Source organism: Pseudomonas sp. RG1 (assembly GCF_025910115.1).
GTDB classification, from domain to species: domain Bacteria; phylum Pseudomonadota; class Gammaproteobacteria; order Pseudomonadales; family Pseudomonadaceae; genus Aquipseudomonas; species Aquipseudomonas atacamensis.
Genome location: NZ_JAPCIK010000017.1, coordinates 33839 through 55701, shown reverse-complemented (window position 1 = coordinate 55701; position 21863 = coordinate 33839). Strand labels below are relative to the sequence as shown.

General features: G+C 62.3%; 13 protein-coding genes. 8 read left to right on the top strand and 5 right to left on the bottom strand.

Annotated features, from left to right (window positions below; genetic code table 11):
- Window positions 1-23: 23 nt before the first annotated feature.
- The 3 genes from mgtA to OK411_RS10500 form a co-directional block, all read right to left on the bottom strand.
- Entirely contained in the window at window positions 24-2723 is a 2700-nt protein-coding gene (gene mgtA / locus OK411_RS10510) for a magnesium-translocating P-type ATPase (RefSeq protein WP_264364844.1), read from the bottom strand.
- A 559-nt stretch (window positions 2724-3282) separates the two neighbouring features.
- On the bottom strand, window positions 3283-4620 hold the full coding sequence (locus tag OK411_RS10505; protein WP_041478512.1) for a lysine N(6)-hydroxylase/L-ornithine N(5)-oxygenase family protein: 1338 nt from the start codon (window positions 4618-4620) through the stop codon (window positions 3283-3285).
- 133 nt (window positions 4621-4753) lie between these two features.
- Entirely contained in the window at window positions 4754-5236 is a 483-nt protein-coding gene (locus OK411_RS10500; protein ID WP_264364843.1) for a sigma-70 family RNA polymerase sigma factor, read from the bottom strand.
- Window positions 5237-5515: 279 nt separating this feature from the next.
- On the opposite strand from OK411_RS10500, the gene OK411_RS10495 reads away from it, so the two are divergent.
- Genes OK411_RS10495 through OK411_RS10485 form a run of 3 tightly spaced genes read left to right on the top strand, consistent with a single transcriptional unit; the run spans window position 5516 to window position 10052 of the window.
- Window positions 5516-6679, top strand: a complete 1164-nt coding sequence (locus tag OK411_RS10495; RefSeq protein WP_264364842.1) for an efflux RND transporter periplasmic adaptor subunit — start codon at window positions 5516-5518, stop codon at window positions 6677-6679.
- Entirely contained in the window at window positions 6680-8650 is a 1971-nt protein-coding gene (locus OK411_RS10490; RefSeq protein ID WP_264364841.1) for a MacB family efflux pump subunit, read from the top strand.
- A gap of 7 nt (window positions 8651-8657) precedes the next feature.
- On the top strand, window positions 8658-10052 hold the full coding sequence (locus OK411_RS10485) for an efflux transporter outer membrane subunit (RefSeq protein WP_264364840.1): 1395 nt from the start codon (window positions 8658-8660) through the stop codon (window positions 10050-10052).
- A 231-nt stretch (window positions 10053-10283) separates the two neighbouring features.
- Here OK411_RS10485 and OK411_RS10480 read toward each other — a convergent pair whose 3' ends face one another.
- Window positions 10284-11909 carry a PvdJ/PvdD/PvdP-like protein gene (locus tag OK411_RS10480; RefSeq protein ID WP_122602446.1) on the bottom strand — a complete coding sequence of 542 codons (1626 nt, stop codon included), beginning with the start codon at window positions 11907-11909 and terminating at the stop codon, window positions 10284-10286.
- 207 nt (window positions 11910-12116) lie between these two features.
- Here OK411_RS10480 and pvdM point away from each other — a divergent pair, with 207 nt between their 5' ends.
- The 5 genes from pvdM to OK411_RS10455 all read left to right on the top strand — a co-directional run bounded on the left by pvdM (window position 12117) and on the right by OK411_RS10455 (window position 20046).
- Complete coding sequence (pvdM, locus tag OK411_RS10475) at window positions 12117-13481, top strand: pyoverdine-tailoring dipeptidase-like protein PvdM (protein ID WP_264364839.1); 1365 nt, start codon at window positions 12117-12119, stop codon at window positions 13479-13481.
- Entirely contained in the window at window positions 13478-14764 is a 1287-nt protein-coding gene (locus OK411_RS10470; RefSeq protein WP_076567036.1) for an aminotransferase class V-fold PLP-dependent enzyme, read from the top strand. Before pvdM ends, OK411_RS10470 begins: the two co-directional genes overlap by 4 nt.
- 36 nt (window positions 14765-14800) lie before the next feature.
- Window positions 14801-15688, top strand: a complete 888-nt coding sequence (locus OK411_RS10465; RefSeq protein WP_076567034.1) for a formylglycine-generating enzyme family protein — start codon at window positions 14801-14803, stop codon at window positions 15686-15688.
- Window positions 15689-15797: 109 nt separating this feature from the next.
- Window positions 15798-17447, top strand: a complete 1650-nt coding sequence (locus OK411_RS10460; protein WP_264364838.1) for a cyclic peptide export ABC transporter — start codon at window positions 15798-15800, stop codon at window positions 17445-17447.
- A 115-nt stretch (window positions 17448-17562) separates the two neighbouring features.
- Entirely contained in the window at window positions 17563-20046 is a 2484-nt protein-coding gene (locus OK411_RS10455) for a TonB-dependent siderophore receptor (RefSeq protein WP_177434113.1), read from the top strand.
- A gap of 807 nt (window positions 20047-20853) precedes the next feature.
- On the opposite strand, the gene OK411_RS10450 is transcribed toward OK411_RS10455, so the two are convergent.
- Window positions 20854-21810, bottom strand: coding sequence for an alpha/beta hydrolase (locus OK411_RS10450; protein ID WP_264364837.1), 957 nt, complete (start codon window positions 21808-21810; stop codon window positions 20854-20856).
- Window positions 21811-21863: the final 53 nt, after the last annotated feature.

Below are 21863 nucleotides of genomic sequence, written 5' to 3'. Positions count from 1 at the left end.
CAGGGGAAAGCATTCCATGGCGGTTATTGCCAGCCGAACCGGCGGATATAGAAGCCTTTAACGGCTTGGGTCAGCGCCATGTACGCCAGCAGAATCACCGGCAGAAACACGAAATACAGCGACGGCAGCGCCTGCAATTTGAAGTAATGCGCCAGCGGCCCCATCGGCAGGAAGATGCCGACCGCCATGATGACCCCGGTCATCACCAGCAGCGGCATGGCGGCGCGGCTTTGCAGGAACGGGATCTTCGGCGTGCGGATCATGTGCACGATCAGCGTCTGGGTCAGCAGACCGACCACGAACCAGCCGGACTGGAACAGCGTTTGGTGATCCGGCGTGTTGGCGTCGAACACGTACCACATCAAGGCGAACGTCGTGATATCGAAGATCGAACTGATCGGGCCGAAAAACAGCATGAAGCGCCCGACGTCAGCCGGCTGCCAGCGCTGCGGCTGTTTCAGCATCTCGTTGTCGACGTTATCGAACGGAATGGCGATCTGCGAAATATCGTAGAGCAGGTTCTGCACCAGCAGGTGCATCGGCAGCATCGGCAGGAACGGGATGAACGCGCTGGCAACCAGCACCGAGAACACATTGCCGAAGTTGGAGCTGGCAGTCATCTTGATGTACTTGAGCATGTTGGCGAAGGTGCGCCGCCCTTCGAGCACGCCCTCCTCCAGCACCATCAGGCTTTTTTCCAAGAGAATGATGTCCGCCGCTTCCTTGGCGATGTCCACCGCGCTGTCCACGGAAATGCCGATGTCGGCGCTGCGCAGCGCCGGCGCGTCGTTGATACCGTCGCCCATGAATCCGACCACATGGCCGTTGCCCTTGAGAATGCCGACGATGCGCTCTTTGTGCGATGGCGTGAGTCTGGCGAAGACGTTGGTCGTCTCGACCGCCATAGCCAGCTCAGCATCGCTCATGCGCTCAATGTCATTGCCCAGCAGCAAACCCTGTTGGGCGAGGCCGACCTCGCGGCAGATTTTCGCCGTCACCAGTTCGTTGTCACCGGTCAGCACCTTGACCGCCACGCCATGCTCGGCCAAAGCCTTGAGCGCTGGCGCGGTGCTTTCCTTCGGCGGATCGAGGAACGCCACGTAACCGATCAGCGTCAGTTCCTGCTCATCGGCCAGGCTGTAAATTTCACGACCTGCTGGCATTGAGCGAGCCGCGACCGCCACCACGCGCAGACCTTCGGCGTTGAAAGCGCCGGTGACCTGGCGAATCCGCGCCAGCAATTCATCGCTCAATGCCTCATCAACTTCGCCGTGACGCACCCGGCTGCACACCGCCAGCACTTCTTCCACCGCGCCTTTGCAGATCAATTGATGGGGCTGACCGCGGCTCTCCACCACCACCGACATGCGCCGGCGATTGAAGTCGAACGGGATCTCATCGACCTTGCGAAACACGCTGCCGACCTTGAGTTCGCGATGGACTTCCACGTGTTCGAGCACGGCGACATCCAGCAGGTTTTTCAGGCCGGTCTGGTAGTAGCTGTTGAGGTAGGCCAGTTCCAGCACAGCGTCAGAATCCTCACCCCAGACGTCGACATTACGCGCCAGAAAGATCTTGTCCTGAGTCAGGGTGCCGGTCTTGTCGGTGCACAGCACGTCCATGGCGCCGAAGTTCTGGATCGCGTCGAGGCGTTTGACGATGACCTTTTTGCGCGACAGAAACACGGCGCCTTTGGCCAGGGTCGAAGTGACGATCATCGGCAACATTTCCGGGGTCAGGCCAACCGCAATCGACAGCGCGAAGAGCAGCGCTTCGCTCCAGTCGCCCTTGGTGAAACCGTTGATGAACAGCACCAGCGGCGCCATGACGAACATGAAGCGGATCAGCAGCCAGCTGACCTTGTTGACCCCCTGCTGGAACGAGGTCACCGCGCGGTCCGTCGCGCCGACCCGTTGCGCCAGCGCACCGAAGTAGGTGCTGTTGCCGGTGGTGAGAATCAGTGCAATCGCGCTGCCGGAGACGACGTTGGTGCCCATGAACAGAATGTTGTCCAGCTCGAGCGGGTTACGCGTGTCGCGATCGGTCTGCCGGGTGAATTTCTCCACCGGCATCGACTCACCGGTCATTGCTGCCTGGCTGACGAACAGGTCCTTGGCGCTGAGCACGCGGCAATCGGCGGGAATCATGTCGCCGGCCGAGAGCACGACGAGATCGCCGGGCACCAGTTGCTTGATCGGCAGCTCCCGCCGTGGCCCATCCCGGCGCAGCACCGTGGCGGTGTTGCTGACCATGGCTTTGAGCGCATCGGCGGCCTGATTGGATTTGCTCTCCTGCCAGAAGCGCAGCAGCGTCGACAGCACCACCATGGAAAAAATCACCACGGCCGCCTTGAGGTCTTCGGTCAGCCAGGAGATCACCGCGAGCAGAGTCAGCAGCAGGTTGAACGGGTTTTTGTAGCAGTGCCACAGATGGGTCCACCACGGCAGCGGCTGCTCGTGTTCGACTTCGTTGAGGCCGTGTTGCGCGCGCAGTGCATCGGCCTCGACCTCGGTGAGCCCCTCGCCGTGCGTGCCCAGCGATGACAGCAACGCAGCGCTGTCTTCATGGGCGGCAGCGACCAGCGTGTTGGCCAGCGTCGGCGGCACTTCACGGCTGACCGTGGTGTCATTGATCGAATCCAGCAGCGCCAGACGACGGAAGTGCCGGGCGATATGGCGGCTGCGCAGAAAGCCTGCGAAAAATTCCTTGAGCGTGAGTTTCATGGCTGTGTCCCCTGTGGTCAGCCGGGAAACCGTCGGGCAGGTACCGCCGCGCCCTGGCACCGGGAAAACCGGCACGGCAAGGCGTGGCACGCCGGTCGGGTATGACAGGCCTGTCGATAGGCCGCGATGACGACTGAGGTCGCCATCACACCTGGTTCAGCGTCGATGAGAAGGACGTCGAGACACGACCCAAAACCGGCCGTGCACGGGATGCCGCTGCTCGCTGTTACGGCGAGACAACGGCAGGGAAAGGCTGCGCGTTATCTTGCCGAGAATCTGCCGGTGATCGAGACCGGCCGACAACTGTCACTCGAACAAGTACCCACTGTGGGTCTCCGCAATTGATGAAAACGCGCGCAGCTTACGCCCGCAGCGAAACGGCGGGAAGAGGTGTTTTCGGGGAATGTGGGGGGTGTTCAGGAAGGGTTCAGATTCAGGATCTGTGGGGCTTTCCATGGCCCCATCGCGAGCAGGCTCGCTCCCACATTCTGGCCTGCGCTCACAGAACCATTGTGGGAGCGAGCCTGCTCGCGAAGGCGATATGTCAGGCAATGCAGATTCAGCTGGCAGTCGCCAACAACAGCTCCGCCACCGAGCGACTGTGCCCGCGCTGTTTGCCATGCTCGTACAACGAGCCAGCGATTTCATCGGCGCGAATCGGCAGCACCGACAGCAGCGTATCGCTCAGGCCATGGCTGGCCTGGCAGAAGCCCTGCATATAAATGCCGGCCTTGCAGCGCTCGTCGGTGATCAGTTTGTAGTTGCGATCGACCTCGAACTCACCGAGGTATTCCTCCAGCGGCGCGAGCAACTTGCGGTGCATCTGCCGCTCGTAACCGGTGGCCAGCACCACGGCGTCATAGATTCGCACCGTGACTTCGCCGGTGGCATTGTTGCGCACCGCCAGTTCGATGCCATTTGCCGTCGCAGTGGCGCTCTCGACGGTGGTCAGGGTGCGGAACGCATGGCGGGCAATCCCGGAAACCTTCTGCCGGTAGAAGATGCCGTAGATGCGTTCGATCAGGTCGATGTCGACCACCGAATAGTTGGTGTTGTGGTACTCGTTGACCAGACGCTCGCGCTCGACGCTGTTCTGCTGGAACACCAGATCAGTGAATTCCGGCGAGAACACCTCGTTGACGAACGGGCTGTCATCCGCAGGCTTCAACGCCGAACCACGCAGGATCATGTCGACCTGCACCGACGGGAATGAATCGTTCAGATCGATGAAGGCTTCCGCCGCGCTCTGCCCGCCTCCGATGATGGCGATGCTCATCGGTTGATTGTTCACGCACGGCTGTCTGGCCATTTGCGACAGATACTGCGAATGGTGGAACACCCGATGATCGCCCTTCAGCGCCTTGAACGCCTCTGGAATGCGCGGTGTGCCGCCAGCGCTGACCACCACCGAACGTGTGGTACGCACGAATTGCTGGCCGTCGCTGCCCCGGGAAATCACCCGCAATGCCTCGACCTGTTGGTTGTGCAAAACCGGTTCGATGAACTGCACTTCTTCGCCATAACGGCTCTGCTCGGTGAACTGCCCGGCCACCCAGCGCAGGTAGTCGTTGTACTCCATGCGGCATGGATAAAAAGTGCCGAGGTTGATGAAATCGACCAGACGCCCGTGGTGCTTGAGGTAGTTGACGAACGAGTAAGGGCTGGTCGGATTGCGCAGGGTCACCAGGTCCTTGAGGAAGGAAATCTGCAACTCGCTCTGCGTCGACAAGGTGTTGCCGTGCCAGCTGTAAGTGGCCTGCTTGTCGAGGAACAGCACATCCAGTTCGCCCTGGATCCGGCCGCGCTCCTGCAGAGCGATGGCCAGTGCCAGGTTCGAAGGGCCGAAACCGACGCCGATCAGGTCGTGAACGATGGGCGATGCAATTGCCTGTGTCATTTCCAGTGTCCTCTGGATGAACCCCTCAACGCGGGGAAATAAAGCCTGGGTGGCCTGACCGGCCTGAATCAGGTCAGCAGGTCGTCTGTTGAGTAGGAACGAGGACGATGAAAGGAAATTTAACCGGCGCGGCTCACTGGCGATCCCATTGCTGGATGCGCAAGCGGCAATGTTTCATGGCGTTGACGATGTGTTTTTCCACCAGCGCCCGGGAGATGCCGAGGGTCTGGGCGATTTCCGGATGGGACATTCCTTCGATCTTGCGCAGCAGAAAACTGTCGCGGCACAGCGGCGGCAGCTCGGCCAGTGCGCGCTGAAGCATTTCCAGGCGCTGTCCGTGATCAAGGGTGCCGTGAGGCGAGGGAGTGAAATAGCGCTCTTCGTTATCCAGCACGTCCAGCGATTCGACCTGGCGCAGCGCGTTGCGGCGGTGATCGTCGATAACCAGGTTCAACGCGGTGCGATAAAGGAAGGCCCGGGGTTGTTCGATCGGCACCTCGCTGGAGCGCTCCAGCACCCGTACATAGGCGTCATGCACCACATCCTCGGCGACCTGACGGTTGCCCAGTCTGGCGTTGAGGAAACACACCAGCTCACGATAGTAGTTTTCCAACATGACTCCCGACCGCATCGATGCCGTTTCTGTCCTTGAGCGCACTGATCAGACCTGCAAATCACGCAGTAGCAAGATAGTGGCAACTTGAGGTGCGTAATTTATAGTAATTCTCATATAGATTTAAAGAGTTGATTCCATATCCCGGACAAATAGTCGTGGCCCGGCTGCGGTAACTCGATGTGTCTGCGGCTAAATTCCGTCGCCCATGCCTCGTTTACAGGACAGCCCCTGTGTCTGTCGTGCCTTGCGACGGGCCGCAACCACTGGCCGGATCCCTGCATGAATCGTCCCCGCCCCGCCCGTCGCGCGCTGTTTGCCGCCCTCTGTCTGATTCCCGTGATCGCCGTCGCTGCCTGGCAAGTCTTGCCACCCGGTCGCGACGCCGTTGCCACTGTGCAGGTCAGCCGCGGCGATATCGAAAACAGCGTGACAGCGCTCGGCACCTTGCAGCCGCGCCGCTATGTGGATGTCGGCGCACAGGCTTCGGGGCAGATTCAGAAGATTCACGTCGAGGCCGGCGATACGGTCAAGGAAGGCCAGTTGCTGCTGGAAATCGACCCGTCGACACAGAAAGCCAAGCTCGATGCCGGGCGCTTTTCCATCGAGAACCTCAAGGCGCAGCTGCAGGAGCAACGTGCCCAGCACGATCTGGCGCAGCAGAAATACCAGCGCCAGAAGAAACTCGCCGCCGGTGGCGCCACCCGCGAGGAAGACGTGCAGACCGCGCGCGCCGAGGTTCGCGCAACCCAGGCGCGCATCGACATGTTCCAGGCGCAGATCCGTCAGGCCCAGGCCAGCCTGCGCAGTGACGAGGCGGAACTCGGTTACACGCGCATCTACGCGCCGATGAGCGGCACCGTGGTCGCCGTCGGTGCGCGCGAAGGCCAGACCCTCAACGCGCAACAACAGACCCCGCTGATCCTGCGCATCGCCCGACTGTCGCCGATGACCGTGTGGGCCGAGGTTTCAGAGGCCGACATCGGCCACGTCAAACCCGGCATGACCGCCTACTTCACCACCCTCAGCGGCGGCACTCGGCGCTGGAGCAGCACCGTGCGGCAGATCCTGCCGGTGCCGCCGCGTCCGCTTGAACAGAATCAAGGCGGCAGTCCAACCAGTGGTCGCAGTGGCAGCGAACGGGTGGTGCTGTACACCGTGCTGCTCGACGTCGACAACGCCGATCACAGCCTGATGACCGACATGACCGCGCAGGTGTTCTTCGTCGCCGAACAGGCGCAAGACACCCTGACCGTGCCGACTGCCGCCCTGCAACCGGGCTCGCGTCCGCAGTGGCAGCGAGCGCAGATCGTCGCTGCCAACGGTGATATTCAGGCGCGCGAAGTACGCACCGGCATCAGCGATCGCCTGCGCACCCAAGTGCTGGAAGGTCTGGCCGAGGGCGAGCATGTTCTCAGCGCGCCGGCCACTGGTCATGGAGGCTGAATGCACACGCCCCTGATCGACCTGCGGCAGATCCGCAAAGCCTATGGCGGTGATGACAGCCCGCGGGTGGAAGTGCTGCGCGGGATCGATCTGTCGATCCACGCCGGCGAGTTCGTTGCCATCGTCGGCGCCTCCGGTTCGGGCAAATCGACGCTGATGAATATCCTCGGTTGCCTCGACCGTCCCACCAGCGGCGAGTATCTGTTCGCCGGGGAAAATGTCGCGCAGCTGGACAGCGATGAACTGGCCTGGCTGCGCCGCGAAGCCTTCGGGTTTGTCTTTCAGGGCTACCACCTGATTCCCTCCGGCTCGGCCCAGGAAAACGTCGAGATGCCAGCGATCTATGCCGGCACCCCGGCCGCCGAGCGGCATGCCCGAGCTCACGCACTACTGGAACGTCTTGGCCTCGGCACTCGCACCGGCAATCGCCCGCATCAGCTTTCCGGCGGCCAGCAACAGCGGGTGTCGATCGCCCGTGCGCTGATGAACGGCGGCCATATCATCCTCGCCGACGAGCCGACTGGCGCCCTCGACAGCCACAGCGGCGCCGAGGTCATGACCCTGCTCGACGAACTCGCCGATCAAGGCCATGTGGTGATCCTCATCACCCACGACCGCGAAGTGGCGCAACGGGCCAAACGCATCATCGAAATCCGTGACGGCCTGATCATCAGTGACAGCGCCGAGCACGCGTGCGCGCCGCCTGTGGCCAATCCCGGGGCGTTGCAAGCGGTCGACCTGCGCCAGCGCCTGAGCAACGGCAGCAGCCAGACCGGCGCCTGGAAAGGTGAACTGCTCGACGCTGTACAAGCGGCGTGGCGGGTGATGTGGATCAACCGCTTTCGCACGGCGCTGACCCTGCTGGGCATCGTCATTGGCGTGGCCTCGGTGGTGGTCATGCTCGCCGTCGGCGAAGGCAGCAAGCGTCAGGTCATGGCGCAAATGGGTGCGTTCGGCTCGAACATCATTTACCTCAGCGGCTCGGCGCCGAACCCCCGCACGCCGGAGGGCATCATCACCCTCGACGACGTTGCCGAACTGTCCGCCCTGCCCCAGGTGGAACGGATCATGCCGGTCAACGGCTCGACCGCCGGGGTGCGCTTTGGCAATGCCGACCACAGCAGTTACGTCGGCGGCAATGACACCAACTTTCCGCAGATTTTCAACTGGCCGGTGATCCAGGGCAGTTACTTCACCCAGGCCGACGAGGACAGGGCCGCCGCCGTCGCGGTGATCGGCACCAAGGTCCGCGACAAATTGCTCAAGGATGTCGCCGACCCCATCGGTCAATACATCCTCATCGAAAACGTGCCGTTCCAGATCCTCGGCGTGCTCGCCGAAAAAGGCGCCAGCTCCGGCGACTCTGATAGCGACAACCGCATTGCCGTGCCCTATTCGGCGGCGAGCACGCGACTGTTCGGCAGCCGCAATCCGCAATACGTGGTGATTGCCGCCAAGGACGCGCGCAAGGTCAAGGACGCCGAACAGGCCATCGAGCAGGCGATGTTGCGTCGGCACCACGGCAAGAAGGATTTCGAGCTGACCAACAATGCCGCGATGATCCAGGCCGAAGCGCGCACGCAAGGCACGCTGTCGCTGATGCTGGGGGCAATTGCGGCGATTTCCCTGCTGGTCGGCGGTATCGGCGTGATGAACATCATGCTCATGACCGTACGCGAACGCACCCGCGAGATCGGTATTCGCATGGCCACCGGCGCCCGTCAGCGCGACATCCTCCGTCAGTTTCTCACTGAAGCGCTGATGCTCTCGGTGGTCGGCGGAATCGCCGGAATCGGCCTGGCGCTGCTGGTCGGCGGCGTGTTGTTGCTCAGCGGCGTGGCGATTGCCTTTCAAGCGCTGGCGGTGATCGGTGCGTTCGCCTGTGCGCTGGTCACCGGCGTCATCTTCGGCTTTATGCCGGCCCGCAAAGCTGCCCGGCTTGACCCGGTCACGGCCCTTACCAGTGAATGATCGACCTATGAAAGTGCGACTGACCTTCCTCGCCGCCAGCCTGTTGCTGGCGGCCTGCAGCAGCCCGGCGCCGCGCCTGGACAGCGGCGTGCAGCCACCGAGCGCGTGGCAGTCCGCCGACACCCCCGGCGCGCTGCAGAGCAATCGGCAATGGTGGACGCAATTCGGCAGCCCCGAGCTGGAGCGGCTGGTGGAACAGGCGCGGCTGGGCAGCTATGACCTCGCCGCCGCCGTGGCGCGAGTCAGACAGGCCGAGGCCAGCGCAACCATCGCCGGCGCCCCGCTGCTGCCCGAGCTCAAGGCCGGGCTGAATGCCAACCGGCAGAAACTGATTCACGGCAAGGGCTACAGCCAACTGGATGTCAGCCCGGAGAATCGTTCGCTGGACTATTACGATGCCGAGCTCAGCGCCAGTTACGAAGTCGATTTCTGGGGCGGCAAGCGTGCCGCCCGCGACAGTGCGGTGTTCGGCGTGCAGGCCAGCGAGTTCGACCGCGCCACCGTCGAGCTGACCTTGCTCAGCGGCGTCGCCAACAGTTACACCCAGGCCCTGGCCTTGCGTGAGCAGGCGCGCATTGCCGAACTCAATCTGAAAAATGCGCAGAATGTGCTGCAGCTGGTGCAGACCCGTTTCGACGCCGGCAGCGCCACCGCGCTGGAACTGGCCCAGCAGAAAAGCCTGGTGGCCGAACAACAGCGTCGTCTGCCGCTGGTGCAACACCAGGCCCGCGAAGCACTGATCAGCCTCGCCGCCCTGCTCGGCCAACCGGTGCAAGCGTTGCCGTTGCCCACGCAATCCTTCGCCCAATTGCACTGGCCGGACATCGCCAGCGGCGTGCCGAGCGACTTGCTCAGTCGGCGTCCGGACATTGCCAGCGCCGAGGCCAAGCTCGCGGCAGCCCAGGCTGATGTCACCGTCGCCCGTGCCGCGATGCTGCCGAAAATCACCCTGACCGCCAGCCTCGGCAGCGGCGCCGATCTGGCCGCCGATTTGCTGCGCACGACGTTCTACAACCTGTCCTCGGGGCTGACCGCGCCGATCTTCAACAACGGCCGCCTCAGCGCCGAACGCGACAAGGCCAAGGCGCGGCAGGACGAATTGCTGCAGACCTATCGCGGGGCAATCATCAACGGCTTCGCCGACGTCGAAAAAGCCCTCAGCAGCATTCGTGGCCTCGACGAACAACGGCAATGGCAAAGCGAAGAACTGAACCAGGCACAAACCGCCTTCGACATCGCCCAGAGCCGCTACCAGGCCGGCGCCGAAGACCTGCTCACCGTCCTGCAAACCCAGCGCACGCTGTATGCGGCGCAAGACCTCAACGTACAACTGCGCCTGTCGCGATTGCAGGCGAGCATTGCCTTGTACAAAGCGTTGGGGGGTGGCTGGGAGGTGATCTGAGGGCAACGCGTCGACTGAACTGACGCCTTCGCGAGCAGGATCGCTCCCACAGGGAGCCTTGGTCGTGCCGAAAATTTCTGTCCAGACCGAATTTCATTTGTGGGAGCGAGCCTGCTCGCGAAGGGGTCCTGTCAGGCACTGATGCATCTGAATGACACACCGCATTCGCGAGCAGGCTCGCTCCCACAAGGGGATTGCGAACTATTCTGAATATGTGTGTGTTGAACCAATCTAGAGCTGTCGGCCCTTGACCTTCAGATGCCGCGCATACCAGGGGCGCTGTGGCACTTTGCGGAACAGTTCGGTCATGTTGTCTTCGTCGCCAAAAGTGATACGCAGCGCCAGCTTCATGGTTTCCGGGTCCATCTCCACTGAGCGTCCGACTTGCAGGCCGGGCACGGTGCTGCAGCCGTGGGTGTCGGGGCCGAGCCAGGGGTCGGCGACTTCCACCCAACGCCCCGGTGCAAACCATGGCACGCCGTTGACTTCCAGACGGCTCACTTCGCCCGGATGAAAACGTTCATGGGCGCGGAACCAGTCTTCCAGGCGATCATCGATCCAGCCATGAAAGCGCCAGAACACCGGGTTCACATGGGAGGAAAACGGATCGCCGAGGAAGTCGTTTTCCGGCGCATACCAGCGCGCGGCGAAGTCCGCCTGATCGCGCGCCATCGGCACCGGAATGTCGTTGGACGGATCACGCGCCACCGAGGCCCAGCGCATGTGCAGCCAGTCGTGCAGGCCCAGTTCGACTTCCGAACCGAACTGGCCAAGGGTCAATTTCGATAAGTATCGCGGGTCACGGTACTGGGATTCCCAAACCAGGAAATTGCTCTGGAAGGTCTCCGCCGCTTTGATGTCGCTGACCCATTTGGTGTACTCGTCATCGCCCTCGGCCAGCCAGGTCGGCGGCAGCGAATTGCCGTCGTGATTGTCGAAATAGCGGGCGAAGCCCTGGCGGTCACGTTCCAGCTCAGGCTGCGGCTGCGGGAACGCCGGCCAGGAAGGCAAATCCTGCATCGAACGGGCGATGCCTAGCATGTGCCGATGCATAAAGAAAAAGTCCACGCCCGAGCCATTGCGATCCTTGCTCGGCCCACGGGCGTCGCGCTCCTTGTCACGTGGCCCGGGCTGCCAGCCGATGCCGCGCAAGGCCTCGCGTTTTTTCTCCGAGAGCTTGTGCCACTTGTCGCGGGTGGCGTGCCAGAGCTGGTGGAACAACCGATGCTCGGGCGCCACCAGCCAGGCCAACAGTTGCGGATTAAGCCCGGTGCGTTCACGGGCCTCGGGAAAACGCCGCTTGATAGCGATGAACTGATTGTCCTGCTCGGGCAACGCCAACGGCCGGTCCAGACGCAGCACTTGCCCGGTGAACGTGGCGCTGCCGGCATTGCCGAACGCCGCCCAGACTTCATCCAGTTTGACTTTGAATTCATACACCGGCGGCGCAAGTGGCGCATCGGTGCGCAGCAGGCGCCAATACATCTCGGCGCCGTTGCCCGGTGCCAGATCGCCAATGACTTGATAACGCACAGGCCCTTCGGCACGCAGATTCGCGCCGGTGTCGAGATAACCACGCAAGCCGCGCCCACGATGGGCAATGTCTAGAAACAGCTCCAGGCCTTGCGCCGGCAGACCATCAAGCCCTGCCGCCGCACCGGTAAAGCGAATGTCCCAGACCCCACGCAAATTGTCCGCCAGCTGTTGCCCGGCGGTGTCCGCCAGATCGACCGTGGCCTCGCCCGGGGTGATCGGAAACTCCTCGCGAGTCAGTTCACGATGTGCATAAAAAGCGGCAGGCAGCGCGGCGCCCGTGAGTGCCATGCCCGCCATGAACCAGCGTCGAGAGATCGTCATTGCCCTACCTGTGTCAGCCATGAAGCAGGCTTTATCCAAGCTAGAACGTTTGCTCGGCGCGGAAATTTACGCTGCCGGCAAACATCACCCGCGCCGCTGCCGGGCATTTGTAACGCACACCTAAATTAGCCGTGCAGCCACTCGTTCTTCCCAGATAGCAAAGGCCCCTGCGCCTGCACCTCGACGGCGAACCTGAATGAGATGGCAATGACAAAACCGCGTTGGAAAAAGGCTCTATTCATCGGCCTGCCGCTGGCCCTGGCGATCAGTGCCGGCGCAGGATTTCTGGCCTGGGATTACCTGAACAACCCCGGCTACCCGGTGAAGGTGATGAAACAGGCGACCGAGTTGCAGGATCGCCTGCTGTCGTTCGACAGCCACATCACCGTGCCGCTGAGTTTCGGCAGCCACGATCACGAAGCCGACAAGGATGGCTCGGGCCAGTTCGACCTGGTCAAGGCCAATCGTGGGCGCTTGTCTGGCGCGGCGTTGACGGTGTTCGGCTGGCCGGAAATGTGGAACGGCCCGAACGCCCCGCACCGTCCGACCGAGGGTTTTGTCGAAGAGGCGCGCAACCAGCAGGAAGTGCGCTACAAGATCATTTCCGGGATTGTCCGCGACTTTCCCAATCAGGCCGGCATCGCCTACACACCGGATGATTTCCGCCGCCTGCACGGCGAAGGCAAATTTGCGATTTTCATCAGCATGCTCAACGCCTACCCGCTGGGCAACGATCTGAGCAAGCTCGACCTGTGGGCCGGGCGCGGCATGCGCATGTTCGGCTTCAGTTACATCGGCAACAACAGCTGGGCCGACTCGTCGCGGCCGCTGCCGTTTTTCAATGACTCGCCCGACGCCCTCGATGGTCTGTCGGACATCGGTAAACAAGCGGTGCAGCGCTTGAACGATCTGGGCGTGATCATCGATGTTTCGCAGATGTCCACCAAGGCACTCGAGCAAGTCGCCGAACTGAGCCGCACACCGCTGGTGGCCTCGCACTCGGCGCCCCGGGCGGCGGTGGATATCCCGCGCAACCTCAGCGACAAAGAGCTGCAATTGATCAAGAACAGTGGCGGCGTGGTGCAGGTCGTCGCCTTCTCGCAGTACCTGAAACCGTTGACCGAAGGCACACAGGACAAACTCAATGCGCTGCGTGCGCGCTTCGATCTGCCGCCACTGCCTAATCTGGCCATGGCGCTGATGCCGGGCGATCCGATCATCACCGCTTGGTCGGAGCAGAAGCTCGGCCAGTACGCCAGCGGCCTCTACGCGATCCTCGAAGAAGAACCGAAAGCCACCCTCAAGGACTTCGGCGACGCCATCGATTACACGGTGCGCAAGATCGGTATCGACCACGTCGGCATTGCTTCTGACTTCAACGATGGCGGCGGCATCAAGGGCTGGGAAAACGTCGGCGAAATCCGCAACGTCACCGCCGAACTGCTGCAGCGCGGCTACTCCGAAGCGGACATCGCCAAGCTCTGGGGCGGCAACTTCATGCGCGTCTGGGATCAGGTGCAAAAAGCCGCGAAACCGGCGCTGGCGTCACGCCAGGAGGTGGCGCGACCATGACCGATCGTCGCACTTTTCTGAAACAGGCCGGCCTGCTCGCCGCCGCCCTGCCCCTGGGCGCCAGCCTGACTGCACCGGCGGCCGTCGCTGCCGTGCCGAATGCCTCGCGGGACAAATGGGCGCAGTTGCGTCAAATGTTCGATCAGGATCCTCAGGCGATTCACTTCGCCAATTTCCTCGTCACCTCACATCCGAAACCGGTGCGCGAAGCGATCGAACGCCATCGCGCAGCGCTGGATCTGAATCCGGGTCTGGCGATGGATTGGGATCTGGGCGTCACCGAGAAACGCGAAGAAAACGTGCGCCACTGGGCCGGCCAGTATCTGCAAGCCAAACCGGCGCAGATCGCCCTGACCGGCAGCACCACCGAAGGCCTGGCGATGATCTACGGCAGCGTGCAGGTGCGCGCGGATCAGGAAATTCTCACCACGGTTCACGAGCATTATTCGACGCGCAACATCCTCGATTTCCGCAGCCGGCGTGACGGCACGCGCGTGCGCAAACTCAAGCTGTTCGAAACCCCGCAGAGCATTTCTCTGGATCAGGTGCTCGACACGATCAATCGCAATATCCGCCCCGAGACCCGTGTGCTGGGCATGACCTGGGTGCATTCGGGCAGCGGCGTGAAGCTGCCGATCAGCGAGATCTCGCGGCTGGTCGATGAGCACAACCGTCAGCGCGAGGACAAGGATCGGCTGATCTACGTGGTTGATGGCGTGCACGGTTTTGGCGTCGACGACCTGAGTTTCCCGCAGATGAACTGCGACTTTTTCATCGCCGGCACGCACAAGTGGATGTTCGGCCCGCGCGGCACCGGCATCGTCTGCAGCCGTACCGAAGAACTGAAATACGTCAGCCCCAGCGTGCCGACCTTCTCCGAGGCCACGGCTTTCTCGACCATCATGACCCCGGGCGGCTACCACGCCTTCGAGCATCGCTGGGCGCTGGACGAAGCCTTCAAGTTGCACCTGCAACTGGGCAAAGCCGAGGTGCAGACGCGCATTCATCAGCTCAACAGTTACCTCAAGCAACGCTTGCAGGAGCACCGCAACATCGAGTTGGTGACCCCGCTCGACTCGCAGTTCTCCGCCGGTTTCACCTTCTTCCGGATCAGGGGCCAGGACAGCGATGAAGTGGCGGCCTGGCTGATGCAAAACCGGGTGATCTGCGACGCGGTCAGTCGCGACGTCGGGCCGGTGATTCGCACCGCCCCGGGCTTGCTCAACAGCGAAGCCGAAGTGGATCGCTTCATGGACATCCTCGGCAAAAAGCTGCGTGCCTGACCCTCGACTGCCGTTTTCCTTTTAAAGAGACGACCCATGAAAAAGCCTCACGCGTCACTCCTCTCCAAAGCCCTGCCCGCACTGGCGCTAAGCGCCCTCTGCGCTGCGCTGTTGCCCGGCAGCGCGCTGGCGGCGACCGCGCCTGCTGCGGGCAAAGTGTTCAAGGACTGCAAGGACTGCCCGGAAATGGTCGTGCTGCCGACCGGCAGCTACACCATGGGCACGCCGGATGATGAAGTCGGCCGCCAACCCGACGAAGGCCCGCTGCACACCGTGACGTTCAGCAAACCATTCGCTATCAGCCGCTCGCAGGTGCTGGTGGGCGAATGGGACGCCTATGTGCGCGAGACCGGCAACAAGCCCTACGACTTCGATGATCGCCCGGGGCGCCGTTGCACCGCCGGCAAGCCGGAATTCAAACAGACGCCCCGCGACCCGGCCGTGTGCATGAACGTCGCCGAAGCCCAGGGCTACATCGACTGGCTGTCGAAAAAGACCGGCCACGCCTATCGCCTGCAAAGCGAATCGATCCGCGAATACGCCGCCCGTGGCGGCAGCACCGGGCCTTTCCCGTTCCCGTTCGATGAGGGCAAGGATTACCAGATTTCCAGGCACGCCAACACTTACGGCGCGGCCGATGGCTACAACTTCACCTCGCCGGCCGGCACCTTCCCGGCCAATGCGTTTGGCGTGTTCGACGCCCACGGCAACGTCTACGAATGGACCGCCGATTGCTACCACCCGGACTACTCCGGCGTACCCGCCGACGGTCGCCCATGGACCCAGGAAAACTGCGAACGCCAGGTCATGCGCGGCAACGACTGGGGCGAAGCGCCGATCTTCTCGCGCTCGGGCAACCGCAACAGCAGCTGGCCGACCAGCAAGGGCGACTGGCTGGGCTTTCGCGTAGTACGCGACCTCTGACACTGCCCTCGACGAGCGCAGCCACGCCTGCGCTCGGTTAAAGAAACTCCGCGACCATTCGTTTTCCTTAAGTACCGGCACTCCCTCCGCATCGAAGCAGGAATCCTCCATGACCAAGCCTACGCGTGGGGCGATCAACGAATTGTTCGCCCTGCTCAAGCCCTTCCGCCTGATCGTTTCGGCGTCCATCGTGCTCGGCATGCTCGGCGGCCTGAGCGTCACCGTGCTGCTGGCGACCATCAACAACGCCCTGCATTCCGATGACGGCCTGACCCGCACCGTGGTGATGATCTTCGCCGGCCTCTGTGCCCTGGCCCTGCTGACCACGATCCTGTCGGACATCGGCACCAACTACGTCGGCCAGCACATCATCGCCAAACTGCGCAAAGAGCTGGGGGAGAAAGTCCTGTCGGCGCCGATCGATCAGATCGAACGCTATCGCAGCCATCGCCTGATTCCGGTGCTGACCCACGACGTCGACACCATCAGCGACTTCGCCTTCGCCTTCGCGCCGCTGGCGATTTCGATGACCGTGACCCTTGGCTGCCTCGGCTACCTGGCCATGCTGTCGTGGCCGATGTTTCTGATGATGCTGGTGGCCATCGCCATCGGCACCACCATCCAGGCCATCGCCCGGGCCAAAGGCATGCGCGGCTTCTACGCCGCCCGCGACTCCGAAGACGAACTGCAAAAGCATTACAACGCGATCGCCGAAGGCGCCAAGGAACTGCGCATTCACCGCCCGCGCCGTCAGCGCATGTTCGTCGCCGGCATTCAGAAAACCGCCGAGAAAATCTGCGACACCCAGATCAGATCGATCAACACCTTCGTCATCGCCAAGTCGTTTGGCTCGATGCTGTTCTTCGTGGTCATCGGCATGGCCCTGGCCCTGCAATCGCTGTGGCCGAGTGCCGACAAAGCGGTGATGAGCGGTTTCGTTCTGGTGCTGCTGTACATGAAGGGGCCGCTGGAACACTTGATCAGCACCCTGCCGATCATCAGCCGCGCGCAGATTGCCTTCCGCCGCATTGCCGAACTCAGCGAACAGTTCTCCTCACCGGAGCCGCACCTGTTGCTGCAGGATCAGGGCAGCAAGCCAGCCGCCGTCAACAGCCTGGAACTGTGCAACGTGCGCTACGCCTTCCCGCCCGTCGAAGGCAGCGAACCGTTCCGCCTCGGCCCGGTGAACCTGCGCATCGAACAGGGCGACATTGTGTTTATCGTCGGTGAGAACGGCTGCGGTAAAACCACGCTGATCAAATTGCTCCTGGGCCTGTACGCGCCGACCGAGGGCGAAATTCGCGTTAACGACAAGCCGATCACTGCGGTCAACCGCGACGATTACCGGCAGAACTTCACGACGATCTTCGCCGACTACTACCTGTTCGATGACTTGATCCAGGGCGATCGTGAAGTGCCGCAGGATGCCACCCGCTACCTCGAACGTCTGGAGATCGCGCACAAGGTCAGCGTGCGCGACGGCGCGTTCAGCACCACCGACCTGTCCACCGGCCAGCGCAAACGCCTGGCACTGGTCAACGCCTGGCTCGAAGAGCGCCCGGTGCTGGTGTTCGATGAATGGGCGGCGGATCAGGACCCGACCTTCCGGCGGATCTTCTATACCGAGCTGCTGCCCGACCTCAAGCGTCTGGGCAAGACCATCATCGTGATTTCCCACGACGACCGTTACTTCGACGTCGCCGATCAACTGGTGCGCATGGAGGCCGGCAAGGTCAGAAGCGAACTGCAAACCGCTTGATCGAGGCAGCCGCGACCGGGCCGGAGAAAAAACTTTTCCGGTTTGCCGCGGCTTCCTCGTCTTAATGAGATGAATAAGAACCATTAACAACTATACCTGCCAAGGTCTTAACCTCATGTCCGCATCCCGTTTCATGCTTCGCCCTCTGACTCGAGCCCTGCTGATGCACGGCGCGACCCGCACACGCCTGGCCGGTAGCGGCCTGGGTCTGGCACTGACCCTCGCGACAGCACCGTATGTCCAGGCCCAGGAATGGACCCTGAACATCCCGGCCCAACCGCTGGCCCAGGCCCTGCAAACCCTCGGTCAGCAGACCAGCCTGCAAATCGTCTACAGCCCGGAAAGCCTGCAAGGCCTGCGCTCCAGCGCCCTCAACGGCCGCTATCAGGATGACGAGTCGCTCAAGGCCATGCTCAGCGGCACCGGCATCCGCTATCAGCGTGACGGCAACACCGTCACCGTGCTCGGCCCGGCCACCGGCGGCAGCGCGATGGAACTGGCGCCGACCAACGTCAACGCCAACCGCCTCGGCGCCACCACCGAAGGCAGCAACTCCTACACCACTGGCGGCGTGACCATCGGCAAGGGCGTGCACTCGCTCAAGGAAACGCCGCAGTCGGTCACGGTGATGACCCGCAAGATGCTCGACGACCAGAACCTCAACACCATCGAACAGGTGATGGAGAAGACCCCGGGCATCACCGTCTACGACTCGCCAATGGGCGGCAAATATTTCTACTCGCGCGGTTTCCGCATGACCGGCCAGTACCAGTACGACGGCGTGCCGCTGGACATCGGCAGCAGCTACGTGCAGGCGGACAGCTTCAACAGCGACATGGCCATCTATGACCGCGTGGAAATCCTCCGCGGTGCGGCCGGCATGATGAAGGGCGCGGGCGGCACCGCCGGCGGCGTCAACTTCGTGCGCAAGCGCGGCCAGGACACCCCGCACACACAGCTGTCGCTGTCGGCCGGGACCTGGGACAACTATCGCGGCCAGGTCGACACCGGCGGCCCGCTGAACGACGCCGGCACCGTGCGTGGCCGCGCCGTGGTGACCCAGCAGACCCGTCAGTATTTCTACGATGTGGCTGAACGCCGCGACCAGATCTACTACGGCGCCCTGGACTTCGACCTCAGCCCCGACACCACCCTCGGTCTGGGCATGGCCTATGAAGACGTCGACGCCACCCCGTGCTGGGGCGGCCTGCCGCGCTACGCCGACGGCTCCGACCTGCACCTGAAACGCTCCACCTGCCTGAACACCTCGTGGAACAACCAGCGCAGCAAACGCGCCACCTACTTCGCCGACGTCAAACACCAGTTCAACGATGACTGGTCGCTGAAAGTCGCCGGTGTCTACTCGCGCAACACCCAGGACATGGAATATTCCTTCCCGAGCGGCACAGTGCCGTTGGGCGCCACAGCCACCAATACGCTGATGCTCGGCAGTACCTATGACTACGATCAGCGCGACTACGGTTTCGATGCTTACGTCGACGGCAAATTCGACGCCTTCGGCCAGCAGCACGAACTGATCGTCGGCGCCAACGCCAGCCGTTCGCACAAGGACGACTTCTATGCGGTGGCGGCATTGCCACAGCGCCAGAACGTGTTCAACCCGAACCACAACATCCCGCAGCCGGATGAAAGCTACTACCTGGCCAACGCCTCCCGTGGCGGCCCGGTGGACATGCACATCAAGCAATACGGCGCTTACTCGATCGCCCGCCTGAAACTCGCCGACCCGATGACCCTGGTACTCGGCAGCCGGGTCAGCTGGTACAAATCCGATACCGATTCGGTGCAGTACTTCCGCGGCGAAGGCACCGAGGTCAACACCCAGTCCACCGAAACCGGCCAGGTCACGCCGTTCGCCGGCCTGCTCTACGACCTCAACGACAACCTGACCGCCTATGCCAGCTACACCGACATCTTCACCCCGCAAGGCTCGTACAAAACCATCGACGGCAGCACGCTCAAGCCGCTGATTGGCCAGAGCTACGAATTGGGGATCAAGGGTGAATGGTACGACGGTCGCTTGAACACCACGTTCAACCTGTTCCGCACCATCCAGAAAGACGCGGCCCAGGATGACCTGCGCTGCGAAGACAGCTCCTGCCAGATCAACTCAGGCAAGGTCCGCGCCCAGGGCTTTGAAGCTGAAGTCAGCGGTGAAGTGATCGACCGCCTGCAATTGCTGGCCGGTTATACCTACACCCAGACCAAAGTGCTGGAAGATGCCGACGCCACTCAGGATGGCGCGGTCTACAACTCCTACGTGCCGCGTCACCTGTTGCGCGTCTGGGGTGATTACGCCCTGAGCGGGCCGCTGGATCGTGTGACCATTGGTGCGGGTGTCAATGCGCAGACAGGTACCTACCGCGTTTCGCCCCTGGGCGGGGACAATGTCGATGGCGCGGGTTATGCGGTCTGGAACGGTCGCATCGGTTATCGGATCGATGACACCTGGTCGGTGGCGTTGAACGGCAATAACCTGTTCGACAAGCGTTATTACGCGACCATTGGTACCGAGGGGTTCGGTAACTTCTACGGGGATCCGCGCAATTTTGTGATGTCGGTGAAGGCTGATTTCTGATTGGTCTGATGTTGTTTAGAAGCCCCGCTTTGGCGGGGCTTTTTGGTTTTTGGGATTGGGGGCATATCCGTTGCTGCGGGGCTGCCACCGGCGGTTTCGCTCTTACAGCGAGTCACCTTTTCCAAACGCCGGAGTGCCGGCCCGGCGAAAAGGTAACCCAAAAGGCTTTGCCCCGGCGTACGGCCCGCTCGCTAAAGCTCGGAGTACCTTCGTTACGGGACCGATCCGGGCGCAGCCTGCCGAAGGGGCAAAAGATCAAGAGCCAGAGCAAAAGCCCCTCACCCTAGCCCTCTCCCGGAGGGAGAGGGGACTGACCGAGGTGTTCAGGCGAAATACGCCGACTTGCGATATCGAGTCGAATGCAGATTCTGAAAAGCCCGCAAATCGGCTCCCTCTCCCTCGGGAGAGGGCTGGGCGGGCGGCGTTCCGATGAGGGGCGAATCCAACACAGATCCAAAGCAGACCACACGCTTTTCACCACTCAACAATGAGCGTTAGCTCGAGTGCTTTTGATCTTGATCCACCGGCGACGTCGGAAGGCTGAGTGGAGGGATTGATCCGGGGGTGGGAGCGCAGCGACCGTCTGGCGCAGCCAGACACAGCGGAAGGAGGTGCAGCGAAGCAAACCGGAGCCGCTGCGCCCGGATCAGTCCCGCAGCGAAGGAACCCGAGCCTGCGAGGGCCGAACGTAGGAGCAAGCCTTTTGGGTTACCTTTTTGCTGGGCCGGCACTCCGGCGTTTGAAAAAGGTGACCCGCCGTAAGGGCGGAACCGTAATCAGCAACACCCGCGGAAACGGATATGCACACTAAACCAGAGCCCGCGCAAGCGCCCCACCCACCCGCAAATAAACCTCCAGAACCCCAGGCACCACCGCCCCCAACCGCAACAAATCATGAGTCAACCCGGCACATACCTCGACCTCGACCTCAACCCCCTGCCCACGCAGCCTATCGACATAAGCCTGCCCTTCATCCAGCAACGGATCAAACCCGGCAAGCAGCACAATAGCCGGCGCAACCCCGCGCAGATCCTCCGCCAGCAACGGCGAAAAGCGCCAATCCAGATAATCCTCCGGCCCTCGCGCATAGTGCTGATAAAACCACTCCAGCGTGTCGTTCTCGAGCAGGTACCCCTCACCAAACAACAGCCGCGAATCATGCACCCGCGAAGCATCCGTCACCGGATAACACAACAACTGCGCCTTCGGCGCGATAGCCACCGTGTGCGGCTGCCGCACAGCCTGAATCGCCAGCACCGTCGCCAACGTGGCACCCGCGCTATCACCGCCAAACGCAACGCGCGAACCATCCAGGCCGAGGCTCGCAGCCTGTTCGGCCAGCCAGGCCAAAGCGTCCTCGCCATCCTCTAGCGCCGTCGGAAAGCGATGCTCCGGCGCCAGTCGATAACCGACCGAAAGCACCGCACACGGCGTGCGCTGGCAAAACTCGCGGCAGACACCGTCGTGGGAATCCAGACTGCCAACGACAAATCCGCCACCGTGGAAATACACCAGCACCGGCAGCGGCGATTCAATACCGTTGGGCCGATACAAACGTAACGCCAGCGCCGCACCGTCACGGGCCTGTGTTTCGATCTTGGTGACTTCAAGATCCTGCGGCGCCGGCCAGCGCAGTTGCGCGGTGGTCTGTTCGAAGGTGGCGCGGGCCTCGCTCGGGGTCAGTTGGTGCATGGCCGGCAGGCCGGCGTCCTGGCTGTCTTGAGCGAGGTCGAGAAAAGCTTCCAGATCAGGGTGTAACGACATCGTTGAAAATCCTTGTATCCGCAATAGGACGGGCGCGCCTGGGCAGCGCCCGC